This is a genomic window from Devosia riboflavina (assembly GCF_000743575.1).
Taxonomy (GTDB): domain Bacteria; phylum Pseudomonadota; class Alphaproteobacteria; order Rhizobiales; family Devosiaceae; genus Devosia; species Devosia riboflavina.
In genome coordinates this window covers 262,022-285,710 of record NZ_JQGC01000003.1, presented here as the reverse complement: position 1 = coordinate 285,710, position 23,689 = coordinate 262,022, and the positions used below count along the sequence as shown (strand labels likewise).

The following is a 23,689-nucleotide window of genomic DNA, read 5'->3' as shown; positions in this document are numbered from 1 at the left end:
GCAGCGTCACGGTCAAAACCTTGCGGTGCGGAAATGACATCCTATGTGCGCGTCACGCCGGATCAGCTCCCGGCCGGCCAGACGGCTCTTCTGCTCTTCGTGCATGACGGCGAGCTCTGTGCCGGCGTCTTGAAGCACGGCCTCGATGGCAGTCTTGAGCGCCTGGTCCCCGATAATCCATCCCCGTCCGACCTGATCCTCGGCATTTGCCGGATGATGGCCGACATGCCCGCCGATGCCGACCTTTTCGTCGTCCTCGAGCCTCTGGCCTATTGGCCCGAACCTTTTCCACTCCTGCACCGCCTCTGAAGTGTTTTGCTGCGCCTGCTTCCGCGCAAAATTTCGACTGAGGCAGGCTGGCACGATGATTTCTCTCCCACGGTCGGTCACCCCGGCGAAGGCCGGGGCCCATCTTGAGATCTCGGGATAGACCCCGGCCTTCGCCGGGGTGACAATCGAGTTTAGGATAATCTTAGTGAAGGACAAACGCAGCGGTAGGGCAGGGGCTCCAAAAGCAAAAATCCCCGCTTGCGCGGGGATGGCAGGGAGCATGAATGATGGAGCGCGGCCCGGGCCGACCGCGCCTAGAGTTCTGCGGCACCCTGCACGGCGTCGCGCACCGCCCGATGGGCGATTTCAACGCTAGCAAAATGCTGGCCGTCGACCACGAAGGCCGGCAGCTTGACGGCGAGGAAGCGATAGCCGCCCTCGGTCGGCACGACGACGCCCTGTGGCTCGCCGCCGACTTCGATCACGGTTGGCCGGAGTGTTTCGGCCTTAGAAAAACTGTTTTCCTGCATGGGTGGAATCTCCACTTGCGCGACGAATGGAAAAACACGGGCGGTGGAACTGTCCACGCCGGTGAGGCCATTTCGCTGCGGGTCTATCGAAACTCTGAGACGGTGGTGTGACTGCTGCCAGATCTTTATTTGGCTGGTTTCACACCGTGAATGTGACTTCAGTCACATTGCAAATGTGACGACTGTCACATTCGTTTCGAGCAGAACCCTTGCCAGCGTTTGGCGTCAGTGCGGCGGGCTACTACGAGCGAACACAGGGCATGGATGGTAATGGTCGGCGATGTCGTCATCGTCATTCCTCTCCTTGCGAGTGTTGAACGTATGGGTGCGCGCCATTTGCGGCGCAGCGATGGCAAGATAGGCGAGCTTTTGCGTTTTCACCAGTAGGGCGTGATGCGCAATGCGCGAAAAAATCGAAAAACCGTACTCGACTTTCGTCGTGTGGTAAAAACATGACACAGTTGATCATGTTTTTGCGCAGGAAGACGCTCGGACGGGGCACGCCATTATGCGCCCCGGTCATGGTCCCGCGGGATCGGTCCGCCCGCCCTCATAACAAAGGGCCGGGCAAAACCTTGTGATCAGCGCGCGAAAGGCACGCTGGTGGTCAGGAGCTTCCCCGAATCGTTGAACTCGACCTGGAAATCCACGCGAATCGAATCGCCGACGAGGAAGATGCGCGAGCCGATGGCAACGTCATTGCCGCCGCGATCCTTCTGGCGCTCGACAAGGTCGAAGCCGATCTCGTCGCCGCCCTGCTTGCCCACGGCAATGCCCGAAAAGCCGGCATTGGAGGTCATCACCGCTTCATACTGGCCCTTGGCATCCACATAGGCGATGGTGCCTGACACCGAGAGGTTCATGTTCACCAGCGTGCAGCGGCCGGTATAGTTGATTTTGCCGGAATTTCCGGGGCTTACGGCCAATCGGCAGCGAAAGGGTTCGGGCTTGTCGCCCCCCTGCAGGATGCTTTCCCCGCGCCAGTTGCCGACATAGGAAGCCAGCAGCGCCTGCTCGCCCGGCCCCGCCAGCGCCGGCGTTGCGGCCAGACCAACCAGCATCATCGCCACGCCAATGGCGCTCTTCCCACCCTTCACCACGTCAAATCCTCTTGGTCATAATTGTCCGCCCACCGGAGCATGACTTCTTTAGTACTTCATCCAACAATGCCAGTTTAATATGATTGCGCAAAGATGCGGCATTTACGCTGCGTAAACCAATATCGCCGGAGGCAGCGTGTCCGCGCCTGATCAGTCCCCGCTTTCCGATGCTCCTGCTCCTTCCAAGAAAGCGGCGCGCATGGCCAATAGCCCGATCATCATTGCCAGCAAGGTCGATTATAGCGTCGATGTCGCCGGCAAGCCGCTCAACATTTTGCGCGCAGTCGATCTCTCCGTGAATCCGGCCGAAGTGGTCGCCATTGTCGGCCCCTCGGGCAGCGGCAAGACCTCGCTCCTGATGCTCCTCGCCGGTCTCGAGCGCGCCAGCGCCGGCCACATCCAGGTGGGCGGCACCGACATCACAAAACTCGACGAAGACGCCATGGCCGTCTTCCGCCGCAACACCCTCGGCATCGTCTTCCAGAGCTTTCACCTCATTCCCTCGCTGACGGCCCTCGACAATGTGGGCCTCGCGCTCGAAATCGCCCGCCCCGACATGAAATTGAGCGATGTGCGCAAGGAAGCTGCCGCCGCGCTCGACGCCGTCGGCCTGGGAAAACGCCTCGATCATCGCCCCTCGGCTCTTTCCGGCGGCGAACAGCAGCGCGTCGGCCTCGCCCGCGCCCTCGTCACCAAGCCGCGTCTACTTTTGGCCGACGAACCCACCGGCAATCTCGACCAGAAGTCCGGCGCCGTGGTGGTGGAACTCATGTTCAACCTCGCCCGCCAGAACGGCACTGCCGTCGTCATGATCACGCACGATGCGCACCTCGCCGAGCGCACCGACCGCCGCTTCACCATGGAACAGGGTCAACTGACCGAAACCACGGGCAAGCACTGATGCGCGCCGTCTTCGCCGCGGCCCGCGTGGGCCTCAAGGAAATGGCCGGCGACTGGGCTCGCTTTTCCCTCCTCATCATCTGCCTCGCCGTCGGCACGGCGCTGATCGCCGGCGTCTCCGCTGTCTCCTCGGCCATCACCCGCGCCGTCGACCAGAACGCGGCCATGCTCATGGGCGGCGATCTCGAATTCACCCGCTCCGACCGTGCGGCGAACGCCAGCGAACTCGCCATTCTCGAACAGGCCGGCACGCTCGCCAGCGTCATCGAAACCAACCTCGGCGCCGAATCCCCCACCGGCGAAGCCTTTGTCGACCTCGTCGCCGCCGGCCCCGGTTATCCCCTTCTCGGTGGCGTTGGCACCAGCGATGCCGAAGCCATGGTCTCGCCGTTCAATGCCCTCGAAGAACGCGACGGCATGTTCGGCGCCCTCGTCGATCCCGTCATGCTCGACCAGCTCGGTCTCAAGACCGGCGACACCATCTCCATCGGCGGCACCGATTTTGCCGTTCGCGGCACCCTGACCGGCCTCCCCGATGGCCCCGTCCGCGGCTTCCGCCTGGGCCTTTCGACCCTGCTCAGCACCGATGGCTTTGCCCACGTTTCCGACCGCACCTCGCCCCTTCCGGGCCTCGGCACCAATTTCCGCTACAAGCTGCTGCTCGCCTCCGGTGACACTGAAGCCGAACGCACGCGTCTCGCCGCCGAACTCGGCGATGCCGGCTGGGAAATCCGCTCGGCCCTCGATGGCCTCGGCCCCATGCTGCGATACTATGAGCTCTTCACCGGCTTCCTGATGGTCGTCGGCCTCGGCTCCCTGCTGATCGGCGGCGTCTCCGTCTGGAGCGTCATGTCCGCCTATATCGGCGAACGCTCCGGCGTTATCGCCGTGCTCCGCAGCCTCGGCGCCGCCCGCTGGCGCGTCCTCGTCCACTTCCTCGTGCAAGTGCTGGCCCTCGGCCTTGTCGGCGTCGGCATCGGCATTGTCGTCGGCGTCACCATCGGCCTCGTCGTGCTCCCCGCTGTGGGCGAAGCCATCGGCATTCCGCTCGCCCGCGAGATCGACCTTGTCGCCGTCCTCGTCGCCGGCGCCGTCGGCCTCCTCACCGCCTTCGCCTTCTCCTATCTGCCCCTCGTTCAGGCGCAGATGGTGTCTCCGGCCAATCTCTTCCGCTCGAAAGGTCTCGGCGCCCCGCGTATCGATTGGCGCAAGTTCATCGCCTCCGCCGAACTCCTGCCCCTCGCCATCGCCATTCTCCTCTTCTTCTGGCTCGCAGTGGTCCTCACCAAGGACCTCACCCTGGTCCTCGCCTTCGCCGGCTCCGCCATCGGCGCTGCCGTACTCCTGCAACTCGGCAGCCGTCTCGCCCTCATCGGCCTTACCAAACTTCCCACCGCCCGCTGGCGCCCCCTGCGCCAGTCGCTCCGCGCTATCATCGGCACCACGCGAAACTCGTCCGCCGTCGTCACCGCCGTCGGCCTCGCCATGGTGATCCTCGTCGTCGTACAGGTCCTCGCCATCAACCTCCGCAACGAATTCTTGGGCGCCTCGGTCTTCGACGCCCCGACCCTCGTCGCCTCCGACCTTTTTCCCGACGAAATGGAAACCTTGCAGGCCTCCGTTGGCCCCGAGCACGGCATCGAGCTGGTCACCGCCACCCCCATGCTGCGCGGCACGGTCATGACCATTGCCGGCACCCCGATCGAAAATCTCGCCGCCAACGGCCCCGAAGCCGCCTTCCTGCTCTCGGGCGAAATCCCCATGACCTATCGCACGGTCCTGCCCCCGGCCTCGCGCCTTGTCGAAGGCCAGTGGTGGCCCGCCGACTATACCGGTCCCGCCCTCGTCTCCCTGCACCAAAACCTGCGCCAGGGGCTCGGCGCAAAAATCGGCGACGAAATCACCTTCGAAATTTTCGGCGAAACCGTCACCGCCACGGTCGGCAATTTCCGCGACTATGCCTGGCAGGGCGGCATCGACTTCCTCGTCGCCTTCTCCCCCGGCGTGTTGGACATGTATCCCTCCACCATCCTCGCCGCCGTCACCGCCGAACCCGGCCGCGAAGAAGAGGTCGAACGCTTCCTCGCCAATGAATTCATCGACATCAAATTCATCGAAATCGGCGCCACGCTCACCCGCATCACCGAAGCCCTGAGCCAGCTTTCCCTCGCGGTGGCAGCCGTGGGCGGCATCGCTGTCCTCAATGGCCTCCTCATCCTCATCGGCAGCCTCGCCGCCGGTCGCCGCCAGCGCGAATCTGACGCCGTCCTCAACAAGGTTTTAGGGGCCAAGCGCAGCGAGATCCTGGTCTCGGCCCTGATCCAGTTCCTCCTCCTCGCCGTCTTCGCGGCAATCATCGCCATCCCCGCCGGCATCTTCACGGCCTGGCTCCTCACCCAGGTCCTCCTCAACGTCTCCTTCGCCGTCGATCCCGCCACCATCGGCCTCGTCGTCGCCGGCCTCGTCGGCATGACCGCCATCCTCGGCGCTACGACGCTGTTGCGGGTTCTCTCCATCCGCCCAGCCCTGCTGCTGCGCGAAATGTCGAGCGTGTAGGGGAGCCACCGAACTTCCCCTCGCCCCTTGCGGGAGAGGGACAGATTTTCTGCGTTCAGCAGAAAATCAGGGTGAGGGGTCTCTATCCTCCGCAGAGGAGCGAGTGGCGAAGCCCCGATGGAGTAGAGTTTCCACACCCTCTCACCCCACCGATTGGGTTTTCGCCAAAATCCCCATTATGGTCGCGCCAACGCGAATCCAGACTGGCTGACCCATGGCGCTCCCCACTCAAAACCTTGCCACCCGCATTGCCCAGGAAATCGGCGCCAAGCCCGATCAGGCCAAGGCGGCCATCGAACTCCTCGACGGCGGCGCCACCGTCCCCTTCATCGCCCGCTACCGCAAGGAAGTGACGGGCGGGCTCGACGACACCCAACTCCGCAATCTCGAAGAGCGCCTCGGCTATCTCCGCGAACTCGACGCCCGCCGCGATGCGATCCTGAAATCCATCACCGAGCAGGGTAAGCTCACCCCCGAAATCGCCGCCGCCCTCGCCGCCGCCCCCACCAAGGCCGAGCTCGAAGACATTTATCTGCCATTTAAGCCCAAGCGCCGCACCAAGGCCGAAATCGCTCGCGAGCGCGGTCTGGGGCCCCTTGCCGAAGCGATCCTCAATGATCGCCGCCTCGTCCCCGCCGACCTCGCCCCGTCCTATTTCAACGACGACATCCCAGACGCCAAAACCGCACTCGACGGCGCCCGCGACATCATCGTCGAACAGATGGCCGAAAACGCCGATCTCGTCGGCCGCCTGCGCACCTATATGAAGGACCGTGCCACGCTCCGCGCCAAGGTCATCGACGGCAAACAGGAAGCCGGCGCCAAATTCTCCGATTATTTCGATCACACCGAGCGCTGGGCCACCGCCCCCAGCCACCGTGCCCTCGCCATGCTGCGCGGCCGCAACGAGGAAGTGCTCTCCGTCGATATCGAAGTCGATGCCGACGACACCGCCGCCGTCAAACCCGCCGTCCGCATGGTGGCTTCGGCCTACCAGATCGGTGGTAGCCTCCCCGGCGATAAATGGCTCCTCGACGTCGCCGGCTGGGCCTGGCGCACAAAACTCTATGTCCACCTCTCGCTCGATCTCATGCGTGACCTCCGCGAACGTGCCGACGAAGAAGCCATCACCGTCTTCGCCCGCAATCTGAAAGACCTTCTCCTCGCCGCCCCCGCCGGCTCCCGCGCCACCATGGGCCTCGACCCCGGCATCCGCACCGGCGTAAAGGTCGCCATTGTCGACGGCACCGGCAGAGTCCTCGCGACCTCCACGGTCTACCCCTTCCCGCCGCGCAACGACGTCACCGGCACCCAGGTTGAACTGGCAAAGCTCATCCGCGCCCACAATGTCGAACTGATCGCCATCGGCAACGGCACTGGCTCCAGAGAAACCGAAAAGCTCGTCGCCGAAATGCTGGCCGACATGCCCGCGCCCAAGCCGCTCAAGGTGATCGTCTCTGAAGCCGGTGCCTCGGTCTATTCCGCCTCCGAATTGGCCGCCGCCGAATTCCCCGGCCTCGACGTGTCCCTCCGCGGCGCCGTCTCCATCGCCCGCCGCCTGCAGGACCCCCTGGCGGAACTGGTCAAGATCGAGCCCAAGAGCATCGGTGTCGGCCAATACCAGCACGACGTCGATCAGTACCGCCTCGCCAAATCGCTCGATGGCGTGGTGGAAGACGCGGTGAACGCCGTCGGCGTCGACCTCAACACCGCCTCCGCACCACTCCTCGCCCGCGTCTCCGGCCTCGGCGCCTCCATCGCCGAATCTATCGTCGCGCACCGCGACGCCAACGGCCCCTTCAAAACCCGCAAAGACCTGCTCTCGGTCGCCCGCCTCGGCCAGCGCACTTTTGAGCAGGCAGCCGGGTTCCTGCGAATCCCCAATGGCACCGAACCGCTCGATGCCTCCTCGGTCCACCCCGAAGCCTATGGTGTCGCCAGAAAAATCGTCGCCGCCTGCGGCCGCGACGTCCGCGCCCTGATGAGCGACCCCTCCGCCCTCAAAGCCCTCGACCCCCGCGTCTTCGTCGACGAACGCTTCGGTCTCCCCACCGTCCGCGACATCATCGGCGAATTGGAAAAGCCCGGCCGCGACCCGCGCCCCGCCTTCAAGACCGCGACCTTTGCCGAGGGTGTGGATGACATCAAACACCTCAAACCCGGCATGCAGCTCGAAGGCACTGTGACCAACGTCGCCGCCTTCGGCGCCTTCGTCGATATCGGCGTGCACCAGGATGGCCTGGTCCACGTCTCCCAACTCGCCGACAAATTCGTCAAAGACCCGCATGAGGTCGTCAAAGCCGGCGACGTGGTAAAAGTGACCGTCGTCGAAGTCGACGTCCCGCGCAAACGCATCGCCCTCACCATGCGCCGCGACGGCGGCGTTTCAGCCCGCGAGGACCGCCCCCAGCAGCAACGGCCAGCCAACACCCGCCCGGAACAAAAGCCCAAGGCCAACGACCAAGGCGCGTTCGGTGCGCTGCTCAGCGCGGCGATGAAGAAGAAGTAAGACAGCTGGGGCGCCCAATGGCGCCTCCACTCCCACCGCTCTCCCTTCTCCCCTTGCGGGAGAAGGTGCCCGAAGGGCGGATGAGGGGTATGGGCTCCATGGGCAAGCTCTGCGCGTGGGGAGAGAACCCCTCACCCTGATTTTCTGCTGAACGCAGAAAAATCTGTCCCTCTCCCGCAAGGGGCGAGGGAAAATCGGTGGCTCAAGCCAGCCCCGTATTCCCCGCCAGCGCCGCGCGCCACTCCGTACTCGCGCTTGTCTGCATCCGCGCCGCCGCTAGCGCCGCGTCTGCCTCGGGGAACACCACCTCGTGCCCCGCCAGCGCCTCGACAATCGCCTGCCGAATCCCCGGCAGCGCCAACACGCCACCGACAAAACCAATCGGCCTCGACCCAACCCGTCCCGTCAGCGCCGACCCCATCAGCGCCAGCTCGCGCCCGGCCGATGCCAAAATCTCCCGCGCCGTCAGGTCGCCCCGCTCCGCCGCAGCGCCAACAGCCACCGACAGCGTCCCGATCCGCCCGCGATCGCCGCCATAAACAAATTCACGCACCACATGCCATTCGACACTGCCCAGCCGCGCTGCGATCTCTTCCGCCAGCACAGCGACGCCATCGAACGACCCATCGTGATCCAGCCGCCGAAACAGCGTGTCGAGCGCCTTCAGCGCAATCCAGCTCCCCGAACCCGCATCATCAATGAGAATCCCGCGCCCACCAACCCGCACATAGGCATCACCAACCCCGATATGGAGCCCGATCGACCCCGTGCCTGCCGAAATGAGGTGCCCTTCGCCCGGCTTGAAAATGGAAGCATAGGCCAGCGTCATATCGTCGACGGTGATGCAGCTTTCCGCCGCGACACCAAAGAACTCGACCAGTTGCTCACGCATCAACCCGGCCACCACGGCGCCAAATCCCGTCAGCCCCGTCGTCGCCGATTTCACGGCAAAACCCTGCGCCTTGAGATCAGCCGCAATGGCACTCAGCGCCACCCGCAGCCGTTCCTTCTCCGCCGGATTGAACAGATGCCCCGTAGCGCCTGAAGTCTTTCCGCGCGCCAGCACCGCGCCGGAATCGTCACAAGCCACCCACCGGCTGGCCGTGCCGCCGACATCGACCCCGAGATGCACAGCCGTCATTCCGGCACGCCGCCCCTGACGAACATTTTGGTGATTTCGCGCGGATTGGTGATCATCGTACCGACCACGACGGCATGGGCACCGGCCTCAAAACCGCGCCTCACCCATTCCGGTGTATTGTAGCGCCCCTCTGCCACCACGGGAACGGAAAGGCGTTTTGAGAGCTTTTCCAAAAGTTCGAGGTCCGGAAACTCCGGCTTGGGCTCGGTATATTCCGTATAGCCCGACAGCGTCGTCGCAACATAAGTTGCGCCCCAGTCGGCCGCCGCCACGCCTTCCTCGAAGGTGGAAATGTCAGCGAAAACCTCCGCCTTCAACTCCTCGCGGATGCGCCGAACCAGCACTTCCGGACTTTCCCCATTGCGCGGCCGCATGGTGCAGTCGAGCGCCACGATTTCCGCCCCCGCCTCGACAATCGCCGCCGCAGCGTCGAAATCGGGCGTGATATAGACCGGGTATTCGTCCGAAAACACCTTGTGAATGCCGATCACCGGCAGGTCCGCTGATTTCACGGCGCGAATATCCGTCGGGCCATTGGCCCGCAGTCCCTTCGCCCCGCCATCGCGCGCGGCGAGCGCCATGGCGCCCATGAAGACCGGGCCATGCAGCGGGTTATCCGCCCGCGCCTGGCAGGAAACGATCAGGCCCTTGGGCAGTGCAAAACTCACTTCACCGCTCCCGAAGTCATGCCGGCAATGAACTGCTTGGAGAGGACAATATAGATGAGAATGATCGGCGCGGCCGAGAGGGTCAAGCCCGAGAACAGTACGCCCCAGTCGGTCGTATATTCGCCCATGAACGTCGTCAGCCCCTGCGGCAGCGTCTTGAGGCTGTCGTTCTGGATGAAGACCAGCGGGAAAAAGAAGTCGTTCCAGATCGGCACGACATTCTGGATGCCGGCAATCACCATGGCCGGACGCACCAGCGGCAGCATGATCGCCCACATGATCCGCGCCTCGCTCGCTCCATCCATGCGGGCGGCATCTTCCAGCTCATTGGGGAGGCTGCGGATAAAACCGGTCATGATGAACACGGTCGTCGGCAGGCCCATGGCTGTGTAGACGAAGATCAGCGAGAGCTGGTTGTTGAGAATGGACAGGTCCCGCATCAGCATGAAGAGCGGAATGATCGCTAGCTTCAGCGGCAGCGTCAGCCCCGCGAGGAAGAACATCAGGATAAAACTGGAGCCGGTAAAGGCATAGCGCCCCAGCGCATAGGCCGCCATGGTCCCGAGCGTCAGGATCAGCACCATCGAGGCGCCGGTCACGACAAACGAGTTCAAGAGATAGCGCAGAAAATTCGTCTCGCTCCAGATCTTCACGAAGTTGGCCACCTGCGTGAAATCGGGAATGCCGAACGGCGATTTAAAAATTTCCGGCGTCGTCTTGAAGGCCGAAAACACCATGATGATGATCGGCGCCAGCATCAGCACCGTATTGGCGATGAGGATGATCTGCAGCATGCCGTCGCGACCCAAAGTCGCGAACAGCCCCTTGCGGTCATAGTAATCGGTCGCAGCCGCACTCATAGCTGGATCTCCCGGGCCCGCAGCCGCGTGGTGATCACCCCGGCAACGATCGCGATAAAGATGAAGATGATCACGGCAAGCGCCGAACCGAGCCCAAAATCCTGCTGCCCGGCCGAGACATTGCCAAAGGCCGTGCGATAGAAATAAAGCCCCAAGACGTCGGTCGACCCGAACGGCGAGCCATCCAGCCCGCCCATGATATAGGGCAGCTCAAACCAGTTGAACGCGCCAACGAACAGCAGCGTGAACACAATCGTCGCGCTCGGTGCCACCAGCGGCCACACGATTTTCGTGATTTTCACCCACTCGCTCTCCGTCTCCATGCGCACCGCATCGAGAATTTCGCTCGGGATACGCTGCATGCCGGCAAGGAAAACCAGCGTCGGGAACCCGACCATGTGCCAGGCCTGCGCCACGATGATGCTGCCAAGCGCCGTGCCCGATTGTCCGAGCCAGGGCTGCGCCAGCCAGCCCAGCCCGATCCCCTTGAGCGTGATGTTCACGACGCCAAAGAGCGGGTGATAAAAAAGCTTGAAGAGATAGGCGACGATGATGGTCGACAGCACCACCGGCAGAAACACAGCGATCCGGTGAAAGCGCGCGCCGGGCAGTTCGCGCCAGAGCGCATAGGCAAGGATGAACCCCAGCCCGTTCTGCAGCACCATCAGCGCGAAGAACACGATGACATTGTTCTTGAAGGCATTGATCGTCCAGCTGCGATAGGGCTCGACGAACAGCACCGTATGGAAATTTTCGAGCCCCACAAAATCGAGCCGCTTCAACCCCTGCCAGTCGAAGAAGGCATAGGCGAAGGCCGAAACGATGGGATAGACGATAAAGAGAGCCACAAAGGCCAGTGGCGGCACGATGAGCGCGGTAATCCAGAGGCCGCGGCCTGTCATCCGAAGTTGGGGCACTTTTAGGGCTCGCTTGGAGATGAGGGCGAGGGCGGGCCAAAGGCCCACCCTCCGGCGGAGGGAGATCCGCCTTACTTCTGGAACGGCTCGTACCAGGCGGCGAGACCCGTGGTCAGGGCTTCACCGATAGCTTCCGGCGTCGTTTCCCCGGCAAACAGCTTCTGCATTTCGCCCTGGATCAGCACCGAGCCCGAGGGTTCGCCATAACGGAAGTGGGCGAGCATCAGGTAGGGGATCGAGGACTTGTTGAGATCGTTGACTTCAGCCAGCAGCGGGTTGTCGAAGGTCACGCCCGGAATGGTCGAGATGTTGTTGAGCGTATTAGCGAAAGCCTGGCCGAATTCCTGGCTCGCCAGGTAGTTCAGGAACTTTACCGACGCTTCCTTGTTGGCGCCGGCGGCATTGGCGGCATAGCCGCCGTCGAAATAGAGGCCAACGAGCTTGGCATCTTCCGCCGTCTTGCCGGGAGCGGCAAACACGCCGAGTTCGATATCCGGGTTCTGCGTCTTGAACGTCGCCAGTTCATAGGAACCGCCGATAAACATGCCGGCCATGCCCGAGGAGAAGAGCTGCTGGGCCGAGGGATAGTCGAGGCCGATAAAGCCGTCCGGGAAATATTCGGCGGCAACGGCGGCAATTTCGCCCAGCGCGCCGGTGAAACGGGCGTCGGTGAAGTCGGCTTCGCCAGCCATTAGCGCGTCATAAAAATCCTTGCCCATCAGCGAGGAGCCGAGACCGAAGGTGACGGTTTCGTTCTGCCAGGCTGTCGCGGTGCCATTGGCAAAGGGAATGACGCCAGCGTCCTTGAGCTTCTGGGCTGCGGCCTTCAGCTCGTCCCAGGTCTGCGGTTCGGCAATGCCGTTGGCGTCGAACAGGGCCTTGTTATAGATCACGAGCTGGGTCTGGCTGGCGAAGGGCACGGCATAGAGCTTGCCGTCCGAGCGCATGCTTTCAGCGGCGATTGCCGGCGCGGCGAAATCGGCGAGGGCCGGAACGCTTGCCGTGGTCAGCTCTTCGAGATAGCCGGCCGAGGCGACGTTTTCGAGACCGCCATAGGCACGAACCATCATCACGTCGGGACCAACGCCACCGGCGAGAGCGGTCGAGAGAATGGTGTTGTAGTTCGCCGCTTCAAACGTCTCGAATTTTACCGTGATGCCCGGATTGGCGGTCTCGAACGTGTCGATGAACGTTTCGTAGGCAGCGCGGTCTTCCTGGCGCCAGCTCCAGAATGTTAGGTCCTGGGCAAAAGCCGGGGCTGCGACGAGCACGGCGCTGAGTGCGGCGCCGATGCGGATCAGATTGGTTTTCATGTGTGTTCCCTTCCCTTGAAAACGTCTGGATAGTTTTGATCCGGCCCCGTTTATGGGGTCAGCCGCCGGCCATCCTCGGCGGAAAAGTAATGCGCGGAGCCCGGCTCGACCGTCACGGTCACAGCCTCGTCGGGCGCATAGAGATCATTGGGTGTCGTGCGCGCCGAAAGCAGCGTGCCGTCGGCAAGGCGCGCATAGACATAAGCGTTGTCGCCCAGATATTCGGTATAGACCACCGTCGCCGCGAGCCCCTCGCCCGCCGCACCACGGTGCAGTTTTACGGCGTCCGGCCGTAGTCCGAGTTTGAGGTTCTTTGCTTCGGGCAGGGCGCCCGTTACCACCGAGCCGCCATTGGCAACGGCCAGGCGATCGCCATTGCGAGTCACATCCACCAGCGTCATGCGCGGCGACCCGATAAAGGTCGCGACAAACATATTGGCCGGGGTTTCATAAAGCTCGCGGGGCGAACCAACCTGCTCGATGCGCCCGGCATTCATCACCACGATCTTGTCGGCCAGCGTCATGGCTTCCACCTGATCATGGGTCACATAGATCATGGTGCCGCCGATATCGCGGTGCAGTTTTGCGATTTCGAGACGCACATCGCTGCGCAGCGCCGCATCGAGGTTCGACAGCGGCTCGTCGAGCAGGAACACATCTGGCTTGCGCACCAGCGCCCGGCCAATGGCAACACGCTGGCGCTGGCCACCCGAAAGCTCACGCGGCTTGCGCTTCAGCAGTTCATCGAGCCGCAGCATACGCGCCGCATCGGCAATGCGCTTCTCGACTTCGTCCCTGGTCAGCCCCATCAGGCGCGCGCCAAAGGCCATGTTCTCGTAGACATCCATGTGCGGGTAGAGCGCATAGGACTGGAACACCATGGCAATGCCGCGCCGCGACGGCGCTACATCGTTCATGCGCTGGTCGTTGAGAAAGAAGTCGCCGTCCGAAATCGGATCAAGGCCCGCAATCAGGCGCAACAGGGTCGACTTGCCGCAACCCGAAGGCCCGACGAACACGACAAATTCGCGATCCCCGATTTCGAGGTCGATGCCATGGAGCACATCGGTGGTCTTGAAGCGCTTCTTGATGCCGCGCAGCGATAGTCGAGCCAAGATGCCCTCCACTTGCCCTCGATGCCCCCTCATGAGCACCTTGGGATGGAATACTAAATTCCAAATTTCATGACTGTCAAGAATAGAAAATTACATCAGGCATGTGACAGGTCATATTTTGGTAAGGATGTCGGCGGGGTTGGGGAATTTGAGGGAGGGGTGGCATATGTACAGAAGCCTTCCCAACCTCCGTGCTGCCCTCGGGCCTGACCCGAGGGCCACTATCCACTCGCGCGCTTGCTGCAGCGGGCCCTCGGATCAAGTCCGAGGGCAGTCCGGTGGATTTGGAAACACCAAGCTTCCCACCCACTCGGTGTCATTCCCGCGCAAGCGGGAATCCCTGTTTGAAACGAAGATACCCGCTTTCGCAGCAATGACACTGCGGACGAAATTAAGACCCGCCCACTCCACCGTCGTCATCACCGGGCCTGTCCCGGTGGTCCATGGGATGTCGCCAGATCGCTGGATTGCCGGGACAAGCCCGGCAATGACGACGAAATGGGATACGGCACCCACCCGCCATTCGAGCACAGCTCTCATGGCCTTCACGCCTAAATTCGCTCCACTGGAGCGAATTTGCCCTTCGGGCCGGCGCTAAGCCTTAAGCACCGTCACCGCCGCCTCGCTGCGGTGGATATAATCATAAGCATCCGCCTGCCGCCGCAGCAGCAGGATGAACAGCATATCCGTCAACATAAGCTGCGCATCGCGCGAGGTGATCGCCGAAGAGCGCACCCGCTCCTCGTCCGCCACCGTAAAGAGGCTGATATCGGCAATGTCGAGCAGCGGATTGGGCTGCAGCCCGGTCACCGACAACAGCGTCGCCCCGCGCTTCTTCGCCAGTTCAGCAATCCGCAGCGTTTCCATGCTCCGCCCCGAATGCGACAGCGCAATAATGAGGTCCTGGTCATTCAGCGCCGAAGCATTGGAAATCTGGATATGGCTGTCGCTATCGACCAGCACCGTCCGCCCAAGCTTTAAGAGCTTGTAGGAAAAATCCCGCGCCACCAGCGACGACGCGCCGACCCCGGCAAGCTGTATCCGCCGTGCCGACATCAGCGCGTCGAGCGCGGAGTCGATCGTCGCCTCGGTATTGACCGCCGACGTTTCCCGCATGGACAGCAGTTTTGAACCGATCAGCTTTTGCAGGATCGTCATATAGCTGTCGCTGGCATCGATCGTGCCGTGAATGACCCCGGCCGGCGCATGAAATTCCTGCGCCTTGGCCTTGTTCACATCCAGCTTGAGCTGCTGATAGCCCTCATAGCCGAGCTTTTGGCTGAATTTGACGACGCTCGACTGGCTGCGTCCCGTGGCTTCCGCCAGGGCCGCCGAAGACATGGCCAGCATTTCCTCGGGGTGATCGAGAATGAACCGGGCGATCTGACGATCCGCCTGGGTCATGGATTCGATCTTCGCGCCGATAATTTTCAGGATGGACATGGCTCATACCCCCAGGAAACGACATCTCCCGAAAGTCGATGCCGGTCAATCCATCTCAGGTTCCGCTCCACCCACTGCGCCATCAAAACCCCCGGTCACCGGGATTTCCGCTCGTCACGTCAGGGCGCAGTGCAGAGGTGCGAGACACCTCACATGAAAAGGAATATTCTATTCCTCATTTCATTGACAAGCGGAATATTCGCTTCTAGCATTTTGGTCGAACAGAGGGGACTACCCATGGCAAAAAGCGCTCTGATGGCGGAGCTGGAAACGCTGGTTTCCGAGGCTCGCAATCCCGATACGGTCGAGATCGATCTCATGTCGACCCGCGAGGTCCTCGCGGCCATGAATCGGGAAGACAGCAAGGTCGCTCAAGCCGTCGAAAAGGTTCTGCCTGAAATCACCTTGGCCGTCGACAAGATCGTCGATGCCTTCCGCCATGGCGGGCGCCTGATCTATATGGGCGCCGGCACCAGCGGCCGCCTCGGCGTCCTCGACGCCTCCGAATGCCCCCCGACCTTCGGCGTGCCGCCCGAAATGGTCGTCGGCCTCATCGCCGGCGGCGACCACGCCCTGCGCCACCCCATTGAAGGCGCCGAAGATTCCCCCGAAGAAGGCCGCAAGGATCTTGAGCGTGTAAAACTCGAAGCCCGCGACGTCGTCGTCGGCATCGCCGTCTCTGGCCGCACCCCCTATGTCATCGGCGGCCTCGACTATGCCAAGTCGGTTGGATCAACCACGGTTGCGCTCTCCTGCAATCCTGACTCGACCATCGCCCGCCAGGCCGAAATCGCCATTTCGCCCGTCGTCGGCCCCGAAGCCGTCACCGGCTCGACCCGTTTGAAATCCGGCACGGCACAAAAACTGGTGCTCAACATGCTGACCACGGCCAGCATGATCCGCATCGGCAAGACCTATCAGAACCTGATGGTCGACCTCTCAGTCTCGAACAAAAAACTCGAAGCCCGCGCCATCCGCATCATCGTCGAGGTGGCCAATTGCACCCCCGACGAAGCCGAGCGCCTGCTTCTCGCCGCCGACAACAATGTCAAATTGGCCATTCTCATGGCCCTGACCGGCATGGACCGCCCCACAGCCGAAGCCGCCCTCGAAAACTCCGAAGGTTTCCTCCGCCGCGCCGCCGGCATCCAACCGCGCGCTGCTGGGTAATATCCCGGCCACCCCCACACTCGGTGTCATTCCCGCGAAAGCGGGAACCCCTGTTTGGAAACGGAGGTCCGATGAGTTCTCAAACGAAGTGCAACACCTTTGTAAGGTGTTGTCATGGGACGCAGATATGAGCACTTCAGTATTAGCGAGCGGGTTGAGATTGCCCGTCTACTTGGCGTTGGCACCTCTCTCCGGCAAATCGCTACAGCTCTTTGTCGCTCGGCATCATCGATCTGTCGCGAGATAGAGCGCAATGGCGGGCAGTCCGGCTATCTGGCTGAATATGCCGCCCAACAAGCCATGGCGCGCTGGTGGCGAGGGAGCCGGCTGGATCGGAATGCGGACCTGCGCAACACGGTCCTGGACCATTTAGCCCGGGGTTGGTCCCCCGAGCAGGTTGTCGGCTGGTTCCGTCATCAAGGGCCATCCCCCATCGGGGTGGAGAGCATCTACCGCTTCATCCATGCCCAGATCCGACGGACCAAGGACTATGGTTGGCGCCACCTCCTGCCGCGCGGCAAGGCCAGGCGCGGCATTCGCCCCAAGCCCGGCGGAAGTTCGACCCGGCTGATCCGTGAGCGTGTCTCCATAACCCTGCGGCCCGAGGCGGCACAGAGCCGCCAGAGCCCTGGCCATTGGGAAGCGGACCTGATGGCCTTCTCTCGCTATGGGCAGAACCTGCTTGTCCTGCATGAACGCATGAGCCGGGTGCTGGTCGCGGTTGTCTTGCCCTCAAAACATGCCGAACCGGTGGCAAGAGCCATAAAGGCCGCCCTCGCGCCGCTGCCCGCTCCCATGCGCCAGACCATCACCTTCGACAATGGCACAGAGTTCGCGCGTCATGCCCTCTTGCACCGCAAGGGCATTGCCACCTTCTTCTGCGACCCGCACGCACCCTGGCAGAAGGGCGGCATCGAAAACGCCATTGGGCGCATGCGACGCTCCCTACCGCGAAAGACCGATCTGGCCAAACTCGACCCAAAACAACTGCGGCGCGCTCTGCTCGTCTACAACACAACACCGCGCAAATGCCTTGACTGGAACACACCAGCTCAAGCCTTTTATCAACACATGTTGCACTTCAAACGAGAATCCACCCCCCCGCTTTCGCGGGGGTGACAAGCGGTGGTGGGAAAAGAAATCGTGCCGCAAACTCGATGCGGCACCTCCCCCTCGATGGGGGAGGCCGGGAGGGGGGAGCCCCGCGCGCCGAACTACCTGATCGCCCGCCCCGCCTCATCGAACAAATGCAACTGCCCCGCCGGCAGCTTGATATGCATCTCCTGATGCAATTCCAACTCCGGCGCCCCATCGAGCTTCACCGTCACCGTCTCGCCATCGGGCAGTTCGACATAGGCCAGCGCATATTCCCCGAACTGTTCGATCACCGCCAAAGTGCCGCTGAGATCGGCCGTTTTCGCATCAGCCAGTTCCAGATGCTCCGGTCGTGCCCCGATCACTCGCACTTTCGTGAGGTCGGTGCCACTCAACGTTAACAGTCTGTTACCCGGAAGCCGCAACCCGCCGACCTCCGGTGTCACCGGAACAAAGTTCATGCGCTGGCTGGCAATGAACCCCGCGACAAACGTATTCACCGGGTTGCGATAAAGCTCCAGGGGCGAACCCACCTGCTCGATCACCCCGGCATTGAGCACCACGATCCGATCCGCCAGCGTCATCGCCTCGACCTGATCATGCGTCACGTAAATCATTGTCGCATCAAGCGTATCGTGCAGCTTTGCAATCTCCACCCGCGTCTGCGCCCTGAGCGACGCGTCCAAATTGGACAAGGGCTCATCGAACAAAAACACTTTTGGATTGCGCACGATCGCCCGCCCGATGGCGACGCGCTGGCGCTGACCACCGCTGAGAGCCTTGGGCATGCGATCGAGATAGGGCTCGATCTGCAATATCCGAGCAGCTTCCCTAACGCGTTGGTCCACCTCTTCTTTCGGCGTCTTTTGCAGCTTCAGGCCAAAGGCCATGTTGTCGTAGACCGACATATGCGGATAAAGCGCATAGGACTGGAAAACCATGGCGATGCCACGCTGGGGCGAGGGCACGTCATTGACCACCCTCCCACCAATCGAAATGTCGCCGCCGGAAATCGGTTCGAGCCCCGCAATCATGCGCAAAAGCGTCGATTTCCCGCAGCCCGAAGGCCCGACGAAAACCACGAATTCCCCGCTCTTGATGTCGAGATCGACCCCATGAACCACCTCAAGCGATCCATAGGATTTTCTGACTTGCCGCAGCGTGACATCGGCCATGAAATCCTCCTCAGACTTCTACCAGGAGCGTGACGATCTCGAAGGGCCGCAGGCTCAAGGTGACTGAATTATCCCTAAGTTCCAGAGGCTTGCTCGGGCCCTCCTCCATCAGGTTGACCGTGCGAACGCGCTTCACGTTGAGACCAAACGAGATCACCGCCTCGGCCCGGATATTGGCGTGCTCGAAGACGCGCAGCACCACTTCGTCCGATTTCTCGGCCTTCTTCACCGTCTCGATGGTGACGTTATCCCCGCTCACCTGCGCCAGGCTAAACTGCCCAAAGTTTTGTGCAGCCTGCGCCTGCGGAGAGATCGAACCGATGACGGCAACCGGATTGTTGAAGCGTTCCGCCGCCCGGTGCACCTGCGCCAGGTCAGCGACGCCTTCATGGACAAACAGCGCATAGCGAATGCGGTGTTCGCCAAGATCGGCATCCGGGCTCGGGAAGGTCGAACCGCGCACCAGTGTCAACCGCACCGATTGCTCGTGGCAATCATAGGCATACTTACTGTCATTGATCAGCGCCGCACCGAAATCGGCTTCCGAAATATCGACCCAGCGATGCATCGAGGCCTCGAACCGTGCACGGTCCCAAGTCGTGTTGCGATGCGTCGGGCGCTTCACATGGCCGAACTGAATTTCCGAGCGAATTTCGGAAATGTTGAGATCGAACGGGAACTGCGCCTTGATGACCTGCTGCCGCTCCTGCCAGTCGATAAAGGTGTCGAACTCGACCTGCCGCGCGCCGGCAGCAAGCGAAATCACCTGCACGATCAAAGACTTCTGGTATTTGCGCTCAACCCGGATGGCCGCACGATGCGGCCCGGTCTCAACCACGGAAATCTTGGTCGGGCTATCGGCCAGCGGCCAGAACTGCTCCTCAAAATAGCGGTCGATATCCCAGGCATCCCACTCCATCGGCTTGTCTTCATAGGCAATGAGCCGGTTGGCGGCCGCGCCCGGCGCCAGCACCTCGCGCTGCCGCGTCTTGTCGAAGACCGAGGTGATTTCCCCCGCCTTGTCGAAGCTCACCTTGATCAACTCGTTCTCAAGGTGCTTTTCCGAAACCGACAGCGTGCTCTTGGCTGCGGGAGCGGAGGAAACAATCTGCGCCGCCGTCCAGCCCAGGGCCGCAATATTGCCAACCGGCGCAACATTTTCCGTCGAGCCATCAGCCCGCGTAATCTTCTGCACCGGCGTAACGCCGCCAGCCGTCGCTAGCCCATTGCCCGCCCCAACATTGCCGAGGCTCACCAGTTCCGCCCGGTTCTGGCTGGTAAAGTTGAGCACGCGAAGCTGATCGGCCCCCGGCTTGGCAAAAGCCTGCGCCGCCGCATGCCAGGGCCCGTTCTGCGACGAAAGCGTCGAGAAAATCTGGGCATATTCGCCGTCGCTATCGACATAGACTTCGGGAATGGACGTGCCCGGCAGGATGTCGTGGAACTGGTTTATAAGAACCAGCTCCCAGAATTCGGCCAGGGTTTCCGAGGGATAGGCATGCCCCGCCTGGCTCAGCGCCATGGCGCCCAGGAATTCCAGCTCGCGCAAGCGCCGCTCGGCATTGCGGTTATTGGCCTTGTTCTTGGCGACCGAGGTCAGCGTACCGCGGTGGTACTGCAGATAAAGTTCGCCATTCCAGGTCGGGAATTTCGCGGGATTGGCGTCCATCGCCTTGCCCAAGCGATCAAGGAACGGAACGATCCCCTCAAGCTTCACCTTAGGCGCGCCGGGAATGCCGCGTTCGAGACGCGTACCGCGCTCGATCATGGCGCGGGTCGGCCCGCCGCCGCCGTCGCCATAGCCATAGGACATGACGACTTCGTTGTAGGCCGCCTTGGGTTCATAGCGCTTCCATGCGCCCATTGTTTCGGAGACCGAGAGATCGCCGTTATAGGTCGTAAAAATCTGTTCGCTGTCATACCTCTGGGCAGTGATGAGCTGCGCCTTGGTGACGGTCCCGTCGATGCCACGCCAGAAGAACGTGTCATAGGGATGCCGGTCGGTGTCGTTCCAAGAAAGCTTCGACGTCACAAAATATTCGAGCCCGGATTTTTCCATGATCTGCGGCAGGTTGGCCGAATAGCCAAACGTGTCCGGCAGCCAAACCGTCTTCGGCGTCACGTTGAAATGCTCGATATGGAAGCGGCGGCCGCGCATGATCTGGCGCACCAGCGACTCGCCCGAGGCAATATTGACGTCCGGCTCCACCCACATGGCACCTTCGATCTCGAACTGCCCGGATTTTACTCGTCTGAGCATCCGCTCCCAGATTTCCGGATAGTCCTTTTTCAGGAAATCGAAGAGCACCGACTGGTTGTACATGAAGACGAACTGCGGATACTCCTCCATCAGGTTGAGCACCGTGGCAAAGCTGCGGCCGGTCTTGTCGCGCGTATGCATTACGCGCCAGAGCCAGCCGACGTCGAGATGGGTCGAGCCAACCGCCGTGATCTGCGGCTGCACCTCGGTATCGACGAGATCATAGATTTCCTTGGCAATCTTCTCCGCCGCCGGTAGCCCCGCCTCAAACGCATCGGTATGCCCATCGCGCCGATCGAGCGCGCGCAAAGCACGGTCGACGATGTTCAGGATAGCTTGCCGCCGCGGATCATTCTGATAAAGCCGCACCGCCACATCGAGCGGCGTCTGCAGGTCATAATAGAGCTTTTCCGCGCGTTCATTGCGCACGAAGAAATCGACTTCAAAGCCAACCAGCGGCCGATCGAAGAACGTAAAAGCGTTGACCAGCAGCACATGCTTGCTGCCCGGCTTGGCATTGCGCTCAATGACCAGTTCGGTGTGATTACCATCCAGCGCCTGAGCCACTTTGCCGTCGAGATAAGCGAGACATTGCGGGTCGGTCGAGCCCGGCCGATCCTGCCACTGGCTGGTGAAATGCGCGACAAAGACCTTGCCCTTGGCCTCTTCGGGTACGGTGATTTCAGCAGCAAACCAGGTGTGTTCCTGGTGCTTGGCCCAAACCGAATGATGGCCAAATTTTTCCCAGGTCTTCCAGTCCGCCTTCAGCGCCTCGGCAGCGGAAAAACCATCAGCGCGCTGCACATGCCATTGGAAGGGTACATTGGCGATCGGTGTGCGGATTTTCTTCTCAAGGTCAGCGCAGAGACGGAGAAGCTTGCCCTCCATCTTGAGGTCGTCGTCCAGAAGACCGAGCTTGGTAGATTGAGGATTGGAATAGGTCATCCTTTGACTCCGACACCGGCGAACCCTGTGTTCATGTTCCGCCGCAACAAGAAATACACGCCGACCGCCGGCGCAGCGTAGAGAATGGAAAAGGCAGTGAGGAAGCCGTAATTGATGGCGCCCTGCTGCCCGAAGGCTGCATAGAGGCCCACCGACATTGGAAAGGCATCCTGCACGCGCGCAAAGATCAGCGGCAGCAGGAACTCGTTCCACGCCCCCGTAAAACTGAAGAACCAGACCACCGCGATTCCGGCGCGCGACATGGGCAACACGATTTTCGTGACAATCTGGAGAAGGCTGGCGCCTTCCACATAGGCCGCTTCTTCAAGTTCGATCGGCACCGTATCGAAGAAATTTTTCAACAGCAGCAGCGTGAAAGGCAGGTTGAGAATGGTCAGCGCCACGATGACGCCGAGCTGGTTGAGCAGGCCCGAGCGCTGCGCAGCAAAATAGAGCGGCACCAAAACGCCGGCCGAAGGCAGCATGCGCAGCAGCACCAGCGTCCACAAAAGGGCATTGCGGCCGGGAATCCTGAGGCGCGACAGCGGATAGGCCGCCGAAATCCCGACCAGCACCGAAAGCGTCGCCGTGCCCGCGGCAATGATGATCGAGTTGAGAAACTGCCGCCCGGCATTGCCACTCACGGCAAGCCCGAAGTTGTCGAAGCCGAAGGCCCGCGGAATTTCGAGCTGGCCGGTCGAGAGCGGGTTGAAGGCGTTCAGGATCAGCCAGGAAAACGGGCTCACCCAGATGACGGCCATGAAGGCGAGGGCGACCGCGGTCAGGCGGGAGGGTTGGCTGTCCATTATTTGGGCTCCCGCAAGAGGCGCAGATAGAAGAGCGAGAGCACACCGACAATGGCCAGCATGGCGACCGAAATGGCCGAACCGAAGCCGAGATTACCGCGCGCAAAACTCTGGTTGTAAAGGAACACGGCCAGCGTTTCCGTCTGCCGCCCCGGACCGCCGCCGGTCATTGCGAAAATCAGCGGGAAATAGGTGAAGGTCCAGATGGTGATGAAGAGCATATTGGTCGCAATATGCGGCCGGATGATCGGCAATTGCACAAGCCAGATGCGCTGAAACGGCGTTGCGCCATCGACTTTCGCGGCTTCCACCACTTCGCGCGACACCGAGTCGAGCGCGGCGGAGAACAGCAGATAGGACCAGGCAGTGCCCTTCCAGATATTGGCGATGGTGACGATGGGCAGGGCATATTCATTGATGAAGTTGATCGGCCGAAAACCGAGCGGCACGACGATCAACTGATTGATCAGCCCCGTCTGGCTGGTCGTTGCCGACCAGAGGAATGCCGCCACGATATCGGGCAGCAGCCAGCCGAGCATGATGCAGACTTCCACCACGCTGCGAATGCTCGATTGCGTGCCGCGCAACACGGCGGCGAGCAGGAAGCCCAGCACCGATTGGCCGACAATGGCCGAGAAGAACACGAAGATGACGGTGGTCCAGAGCGATTCGAGGAACCCGCGCCGGGTAAACAGCCGCTCGAAATTTTCGAGCCCCACCCAGCTCCATTCGACACTTTTCCTGCCCACCAGGGCCAGATCGGTGAAGGAGAAGGCAAAAGCCCAGGCGGTAAAATAAAGCAACGCCCCTATAAGAACGATTGCCGGCAACATGCCGAGCACCAGGACAAAGAGATTCCCGGTCAGCCAAGGATTGGCCTGGTTTTTCATGGGCTTTCTCGCTTGGGCGGTCGGTA

Annotated in this window: 19 protein-coding genes; 6 read left to right on the top strand and 13 right to left on the bottom strand. The window is 61.7% G+C overall.

Annotation, left to right across the window (positions count from 1 at the left end):
• Positions 1 to 33: 33 nt before the first annotated feature.
• On the top strand, positions 34 to 309 hold the full coding sequence (locus JP75_RS04490; protein WP_035079774.1) for a hypothetical protein: 276 nt from the start codon (positions 34 to 36) through the stop codon (positions 307 to 309).
• A 275-nt stretch (positions 310 to 584) separates the two neighbouring features.
• On the opposite strand, the gene JP75_RS04485 is transcribed toward JP75_RS04490, so the two are convergent.
• A complete protein-coding gene (locus tag JP75_RS04485) occupies positions 585 to 800 on the bottom strand; it encodes a hypothetical protein (RefSeq protein ID WP_035079772.1) in 216 nt (71 codons plus the stop codon).
• A 581-nt stretch (positions 801 to 1,381) separates the two neighbouring features.
• A complete protein-coding gene (locus JP75_RS04480; RefSeq protein WP_152565724.1) occupies positions 1,382 to 1,897 on the bottom strand; it encodes a hypothetical protein in 516 nt (171 codons plus the stop codon).
• Between the two features lie 139 nt (positions 1,898 to 2,036).
• On the opposite strand from JP75_RS04480, the gene JP75_RS04475 reads away from it, so the two are divergent.
• The 3 genes from JP75_RS04475 (at position 2,037) to JP75_RS04465 (ending at position 7,865) form a co-directional block, all read left to right on the top strand.
• Positions 2,037 to 2,801 carry an ABC transporter ATP-binding protein gene (locus JP75_RS04475; RefSeq protein WP_244446253.1) on the top strand — a complete coding sequence of 255 codons (765 nt, stop codon included), beginning with the start codon at positions 2,037 to 2,039 and terminating at the stop codon, positions 2,799 to 2,801.
• Positions 2,801 to 5,356 carry an ABC transporter permease gene (locus JP75_RS04470; protein ID WP_035079766.1) on the top strand — a complete coding sequence of 852 codons (2,556 nt, stop codon included), beginning with the start codon at positions 2,801 to 2,803 and terminating at the stop codon, positions 5,354 to 5,356. Before JP75_RS04475 ends, JP75_RS04470 begins: the two co-directional genes overlap by 1 nt.
• A gap of 214 nt (positions 5,357 to 5,570) precedes the next feature.
• Positions 5,571 to 7,865, top strand: coding sequence for a Tex family protein (locus tag JP75_RS04465; protein WP_035079764.1), 2,295 nt, complete (start codon positions 5,571 to 5,573; stop codon positions 7,863 to 7,865).
• 202 nt (positions 7,866 to 8,067) lie between these two features.
• Here JP75_RS04465 and JP75_RS04460 read toward each other — a convergent pair whose 3' ends face one another.
• The 7 genes from JP75_RS04460 to JP75_RS04430 all read right to left on the bottom strand — a co-directional run bounded on the left by JP75_RS04460 (position 8,068) and on the right by JP75_RS04430 (position 15,322).
• Entirely contained in the window at positions 8,068 to 9,006 is a 939-nt protein-coding gene (locus tag JP75_RS04460) for an N-acetylglucosamine kinase (protein WP_051960351.1), read from the bottom strand.
• Positions 9,003 to 9,674, bottom strand: a complete 672-nt coding sequence (locus JP75_RS04455) for an N-acetylmannosamine-6-phosphate 2-epimerase (RefSeq protein ID WP_035079762.1) — start codon at positions 9,672 to 9,674, stop codon at positions 9,003 to 9,005. The genes JP75_RS04460 and JP75_RS04455 overlap by 4 nt, the downstream gene beginning before the upstream one ends.
• Entirely contained in the window at positions 9,671 to 10,534 is an 864-nt protein-coding gene (locus tag JP75_RS04450) for a carbohydrate ABC transporter permease (RefSeq protein WP_035079760.1), read from the bottom strand. The genes JP75_RS04455 and JP75_RS04450 overlap by 4 nt, the downstream gene beginning before the upstream one ends.
• The gene (locus JP75_RS04445) at positions 10,531 to 11,451 is read right to left on the bottom strand and encodes a carbohydrate ABC transporter permease (RefSeq protein ID WP_244446252.1); all 921 of its coding nucleotides are present in this window, start codon (positions 11,449 to 11,451) and stop codon (positions 10,531 to 10,533) included. The genes JP75_RS04450 and JP75_RS04445 overlap by 4 nt, the downstream gene beginning before the upstream one ends.
• 71 nt (positions 11,452 to 11,522) lie before the next feature.
• On the bottom strand, positions 11,523 to 12,764 hold the full coding sequence (locus JP75_RS04440) for an extracellular solute-binding protein (RefSeq protein WP_035079756.1): 1,242 nt from the start codon (positions 12,762 to 12,764) through the stop codon (positions 11,523 to 11,525).
• Positions 12,765 to 12,814: 50 nt separating this feature from the next.
• A complete protein-coding gene (locus JP75_RS04435) occupies positions 12,815 to 13,879 on the bottom strand; it encodes an ABC transporter ATP-binding protein (protein WP_035080237.1) in 1,065 nt (354 codons plus the stop codon).
• A 594-nt stretch (positions 13,880 to 14,473) separates the two neighbouring features.
• The gene (locus JP75_RS04430; protein WP_035079753.1) at positions 14,474 to 15,322 is read right to left on the bottom strand and encodes a MurR/RpiR family transcriptional regulator; all 849 of its coding nucleotides are present in this window, start codon (positions 15,320 to 15,322) and stop codon (positions 14,474 to 14,476) included.
• A 237-nt stretch (positions 15,323 to 15,559) separates the two neighbouring features.
• Here JP75_RS04430 and murQ point away from each other — a divergent pair, with 237 nt between their 5' ends.
• Together murQ and JP75_RS04420 are read left to right on the top strand one after the other, a co-directional pair.
• Positions 15,560 to 16,492, top strand: a complete 933-nt coding sequence (gene murQ, locus JP75_RS04425) for an N-acetylmuramic acid 6-phosphate etherase (protein WP_035079750.1) — start codon at positions 15,560 to 15,562, stop codon at positions 16,490 to 16,492.
• Positions 16,493 to 16,606: 114 nt separating this feature from the next.
• Positions 16,607 to 17,611: an IS30 family transposase gene (locus tag JP75_RS04420; protein WP_051960349.1), complete on the top strand. Its 1,005-nt coding sequence runs from the start codon at positions 16,607 to 16,609 to the stop codon at positions 17,609 to 17,611.
• A 95-nt stretch (positions 17,612 to 17,706) separates the two neighbouring features.
• On the opposite strand, the gene JP75_RS04415 is transcribed toward JP75_RS04420, so the two are convergent.
• From JP75_RS04415 to JP75_RS04400, 4 genes are read right to left on the bottom strand one after another with little or no spacing between them, the layout of a single operon-like run.
• Positions 17,707 to 18,762, bottom strand: a complete 1,056-nt coding sequence (locus JP75_RS04415) for an ABC transporter ATP-binding protein (RefSeq protein WP_035079745.1) — start codon at positions 18,760 to 18,762, stop codon at positions 17,707 to 17,709.
• Between the two features lie 10 nt (positions 18,763 to 18,772).
• Positions 18,773 to 21,967 carry an alpha-mannosidase gene (locus JP75_RS04410; RefSeq protein WP_051960348.1) on the bottom strand — a complete coding sequence of 1,065 codons (3,195 nt, stop codon included), beginning with the start codon at positions 21,965 to 21,967 and terminating at the stop codon, positions 18,773 to 18,775.
• Positions 21,964 to 22,773: a carbohydrate ABC transporter permease gene (locus JP75_RS04405; RefSeq protein WP_035079742.1), complete on the bottom strand. Its 810-nt coding sequence runs from the start codon at positions 22,771 to 22,773 to the stop codon at positions 21,964 to 21,966. Before JP75_RS04405 ends, JP75_RS04410 begins: the two co-directional genes overlap by 4 nt.
• Entirely contained in the window at positions 22,773 to 23,663 is an 891-nt protein-coding gene (locus JP75_RS04400; RefSeq protein ID WP_051960347.1) for a carbohydrate ABC transporter permease, read from the bottom strand. The genes JP75_RS04405 and JP75_RS04400 overlap by 1 nt, the downstream gene beginning before the upstream one ends.
• Positions 23,664 to 23,689 lie beyond the last annotated feature (26 nt).

Coding starts and splice junctions, on each gene's coding strand:
- JP75_RS04490 (WP_035079774.1), top strand. CDS start 34: ATGACATCCTATGTGCGCGTCACGCCGGATCAGCTCCCGGCCGGCCAG.
- JP75_RS04485 (WP_035079772.1), bottom strand. CDS start 800: ATGCAGGAAAACAGTTTTTCTAAGGCCGAAACACTCCGGCCAACCGTG.
- JP75_RS04470 (WP_035079766.1), top strand. CDS start 2,801: ATGCGCGCCGTCTTCGCCGCGGCCCGCGTGGGCCTCAAGGAAATGGCC.
- JP75_RS04465 (WP_035079764.1), top strand. CDS start 5,571: ATGGCGCTCCCCACTCAAAACCTTGCCACCCGCATTGCCCAGGAAATC.
- JP75_RS04460 (WP_051960351.1), bottom strand. CDS start 9,006: ATGACGGCTGTGCATCTCGGGGTCGATGTCGGCGGCACGGCCAGCCGG.
- JP75_RS04450 (WP_035079760.1), bottom strand. CDS start 10,534: ATGAGTGCGGCTGCGACCGATTACTATGACCGCAAGGGGCTGTTCGCG.
- JP75_RS04440 (WP_035079756.1), bottom strand. CDS start 12,764: ATGAAAACCAATCTGATCCGCATCGGCGCCGCACTCAGCGCCGTGCTC.
- JP75_RS04430 (WP_035079753.1), bottom strand. CDS start 15,322: ATGTCCATCCTGAAAATTATCGGCGCGAAGATCGAATCCATGACCCAG.
- murQ (WP_035079750.1), top strand. CDS start 15,560: ATGGCAAAAAGCGCTCTGATGGCGGAGCTGGAAACGCTGGTTTCCGAG.
- JP75_RS04420 (WP_051960349.1), top strand. CDS start 16,607: ATGGGACGCAGATATGAGCACTTCAGTATTAGCGAGCGGGTTGAGATT.
- JP75_RS04415 (WP_035079745.1), bottom strand. CDS start 18,762: ATGGCCGATGTCACGCTGCGGCAAGTCAGAAAATCCTATGGATCGCTT.
- JP75_RS04410 (WP_051960348.1), bottom strand. CDS start 21,967: ATGACCTATTCCAATCCTCAATCTACCAAGCTCGGTCTTCTGGACGAC.
- JP75_RS04405 (WP_035079742.1), bottom strand. CDS start 22,773: ATGGACAGCCAACCCTCCCGCCTGACCGCGGTCGCCCTCGCCTTCATG.
- JP75_RS04400 (WP_051960347.1), bottom strand. CDS start 23,663: ATGAAAAACCAGGCCAATCCTTGGCTGACCGGGAATCTCTTTGTCCTG.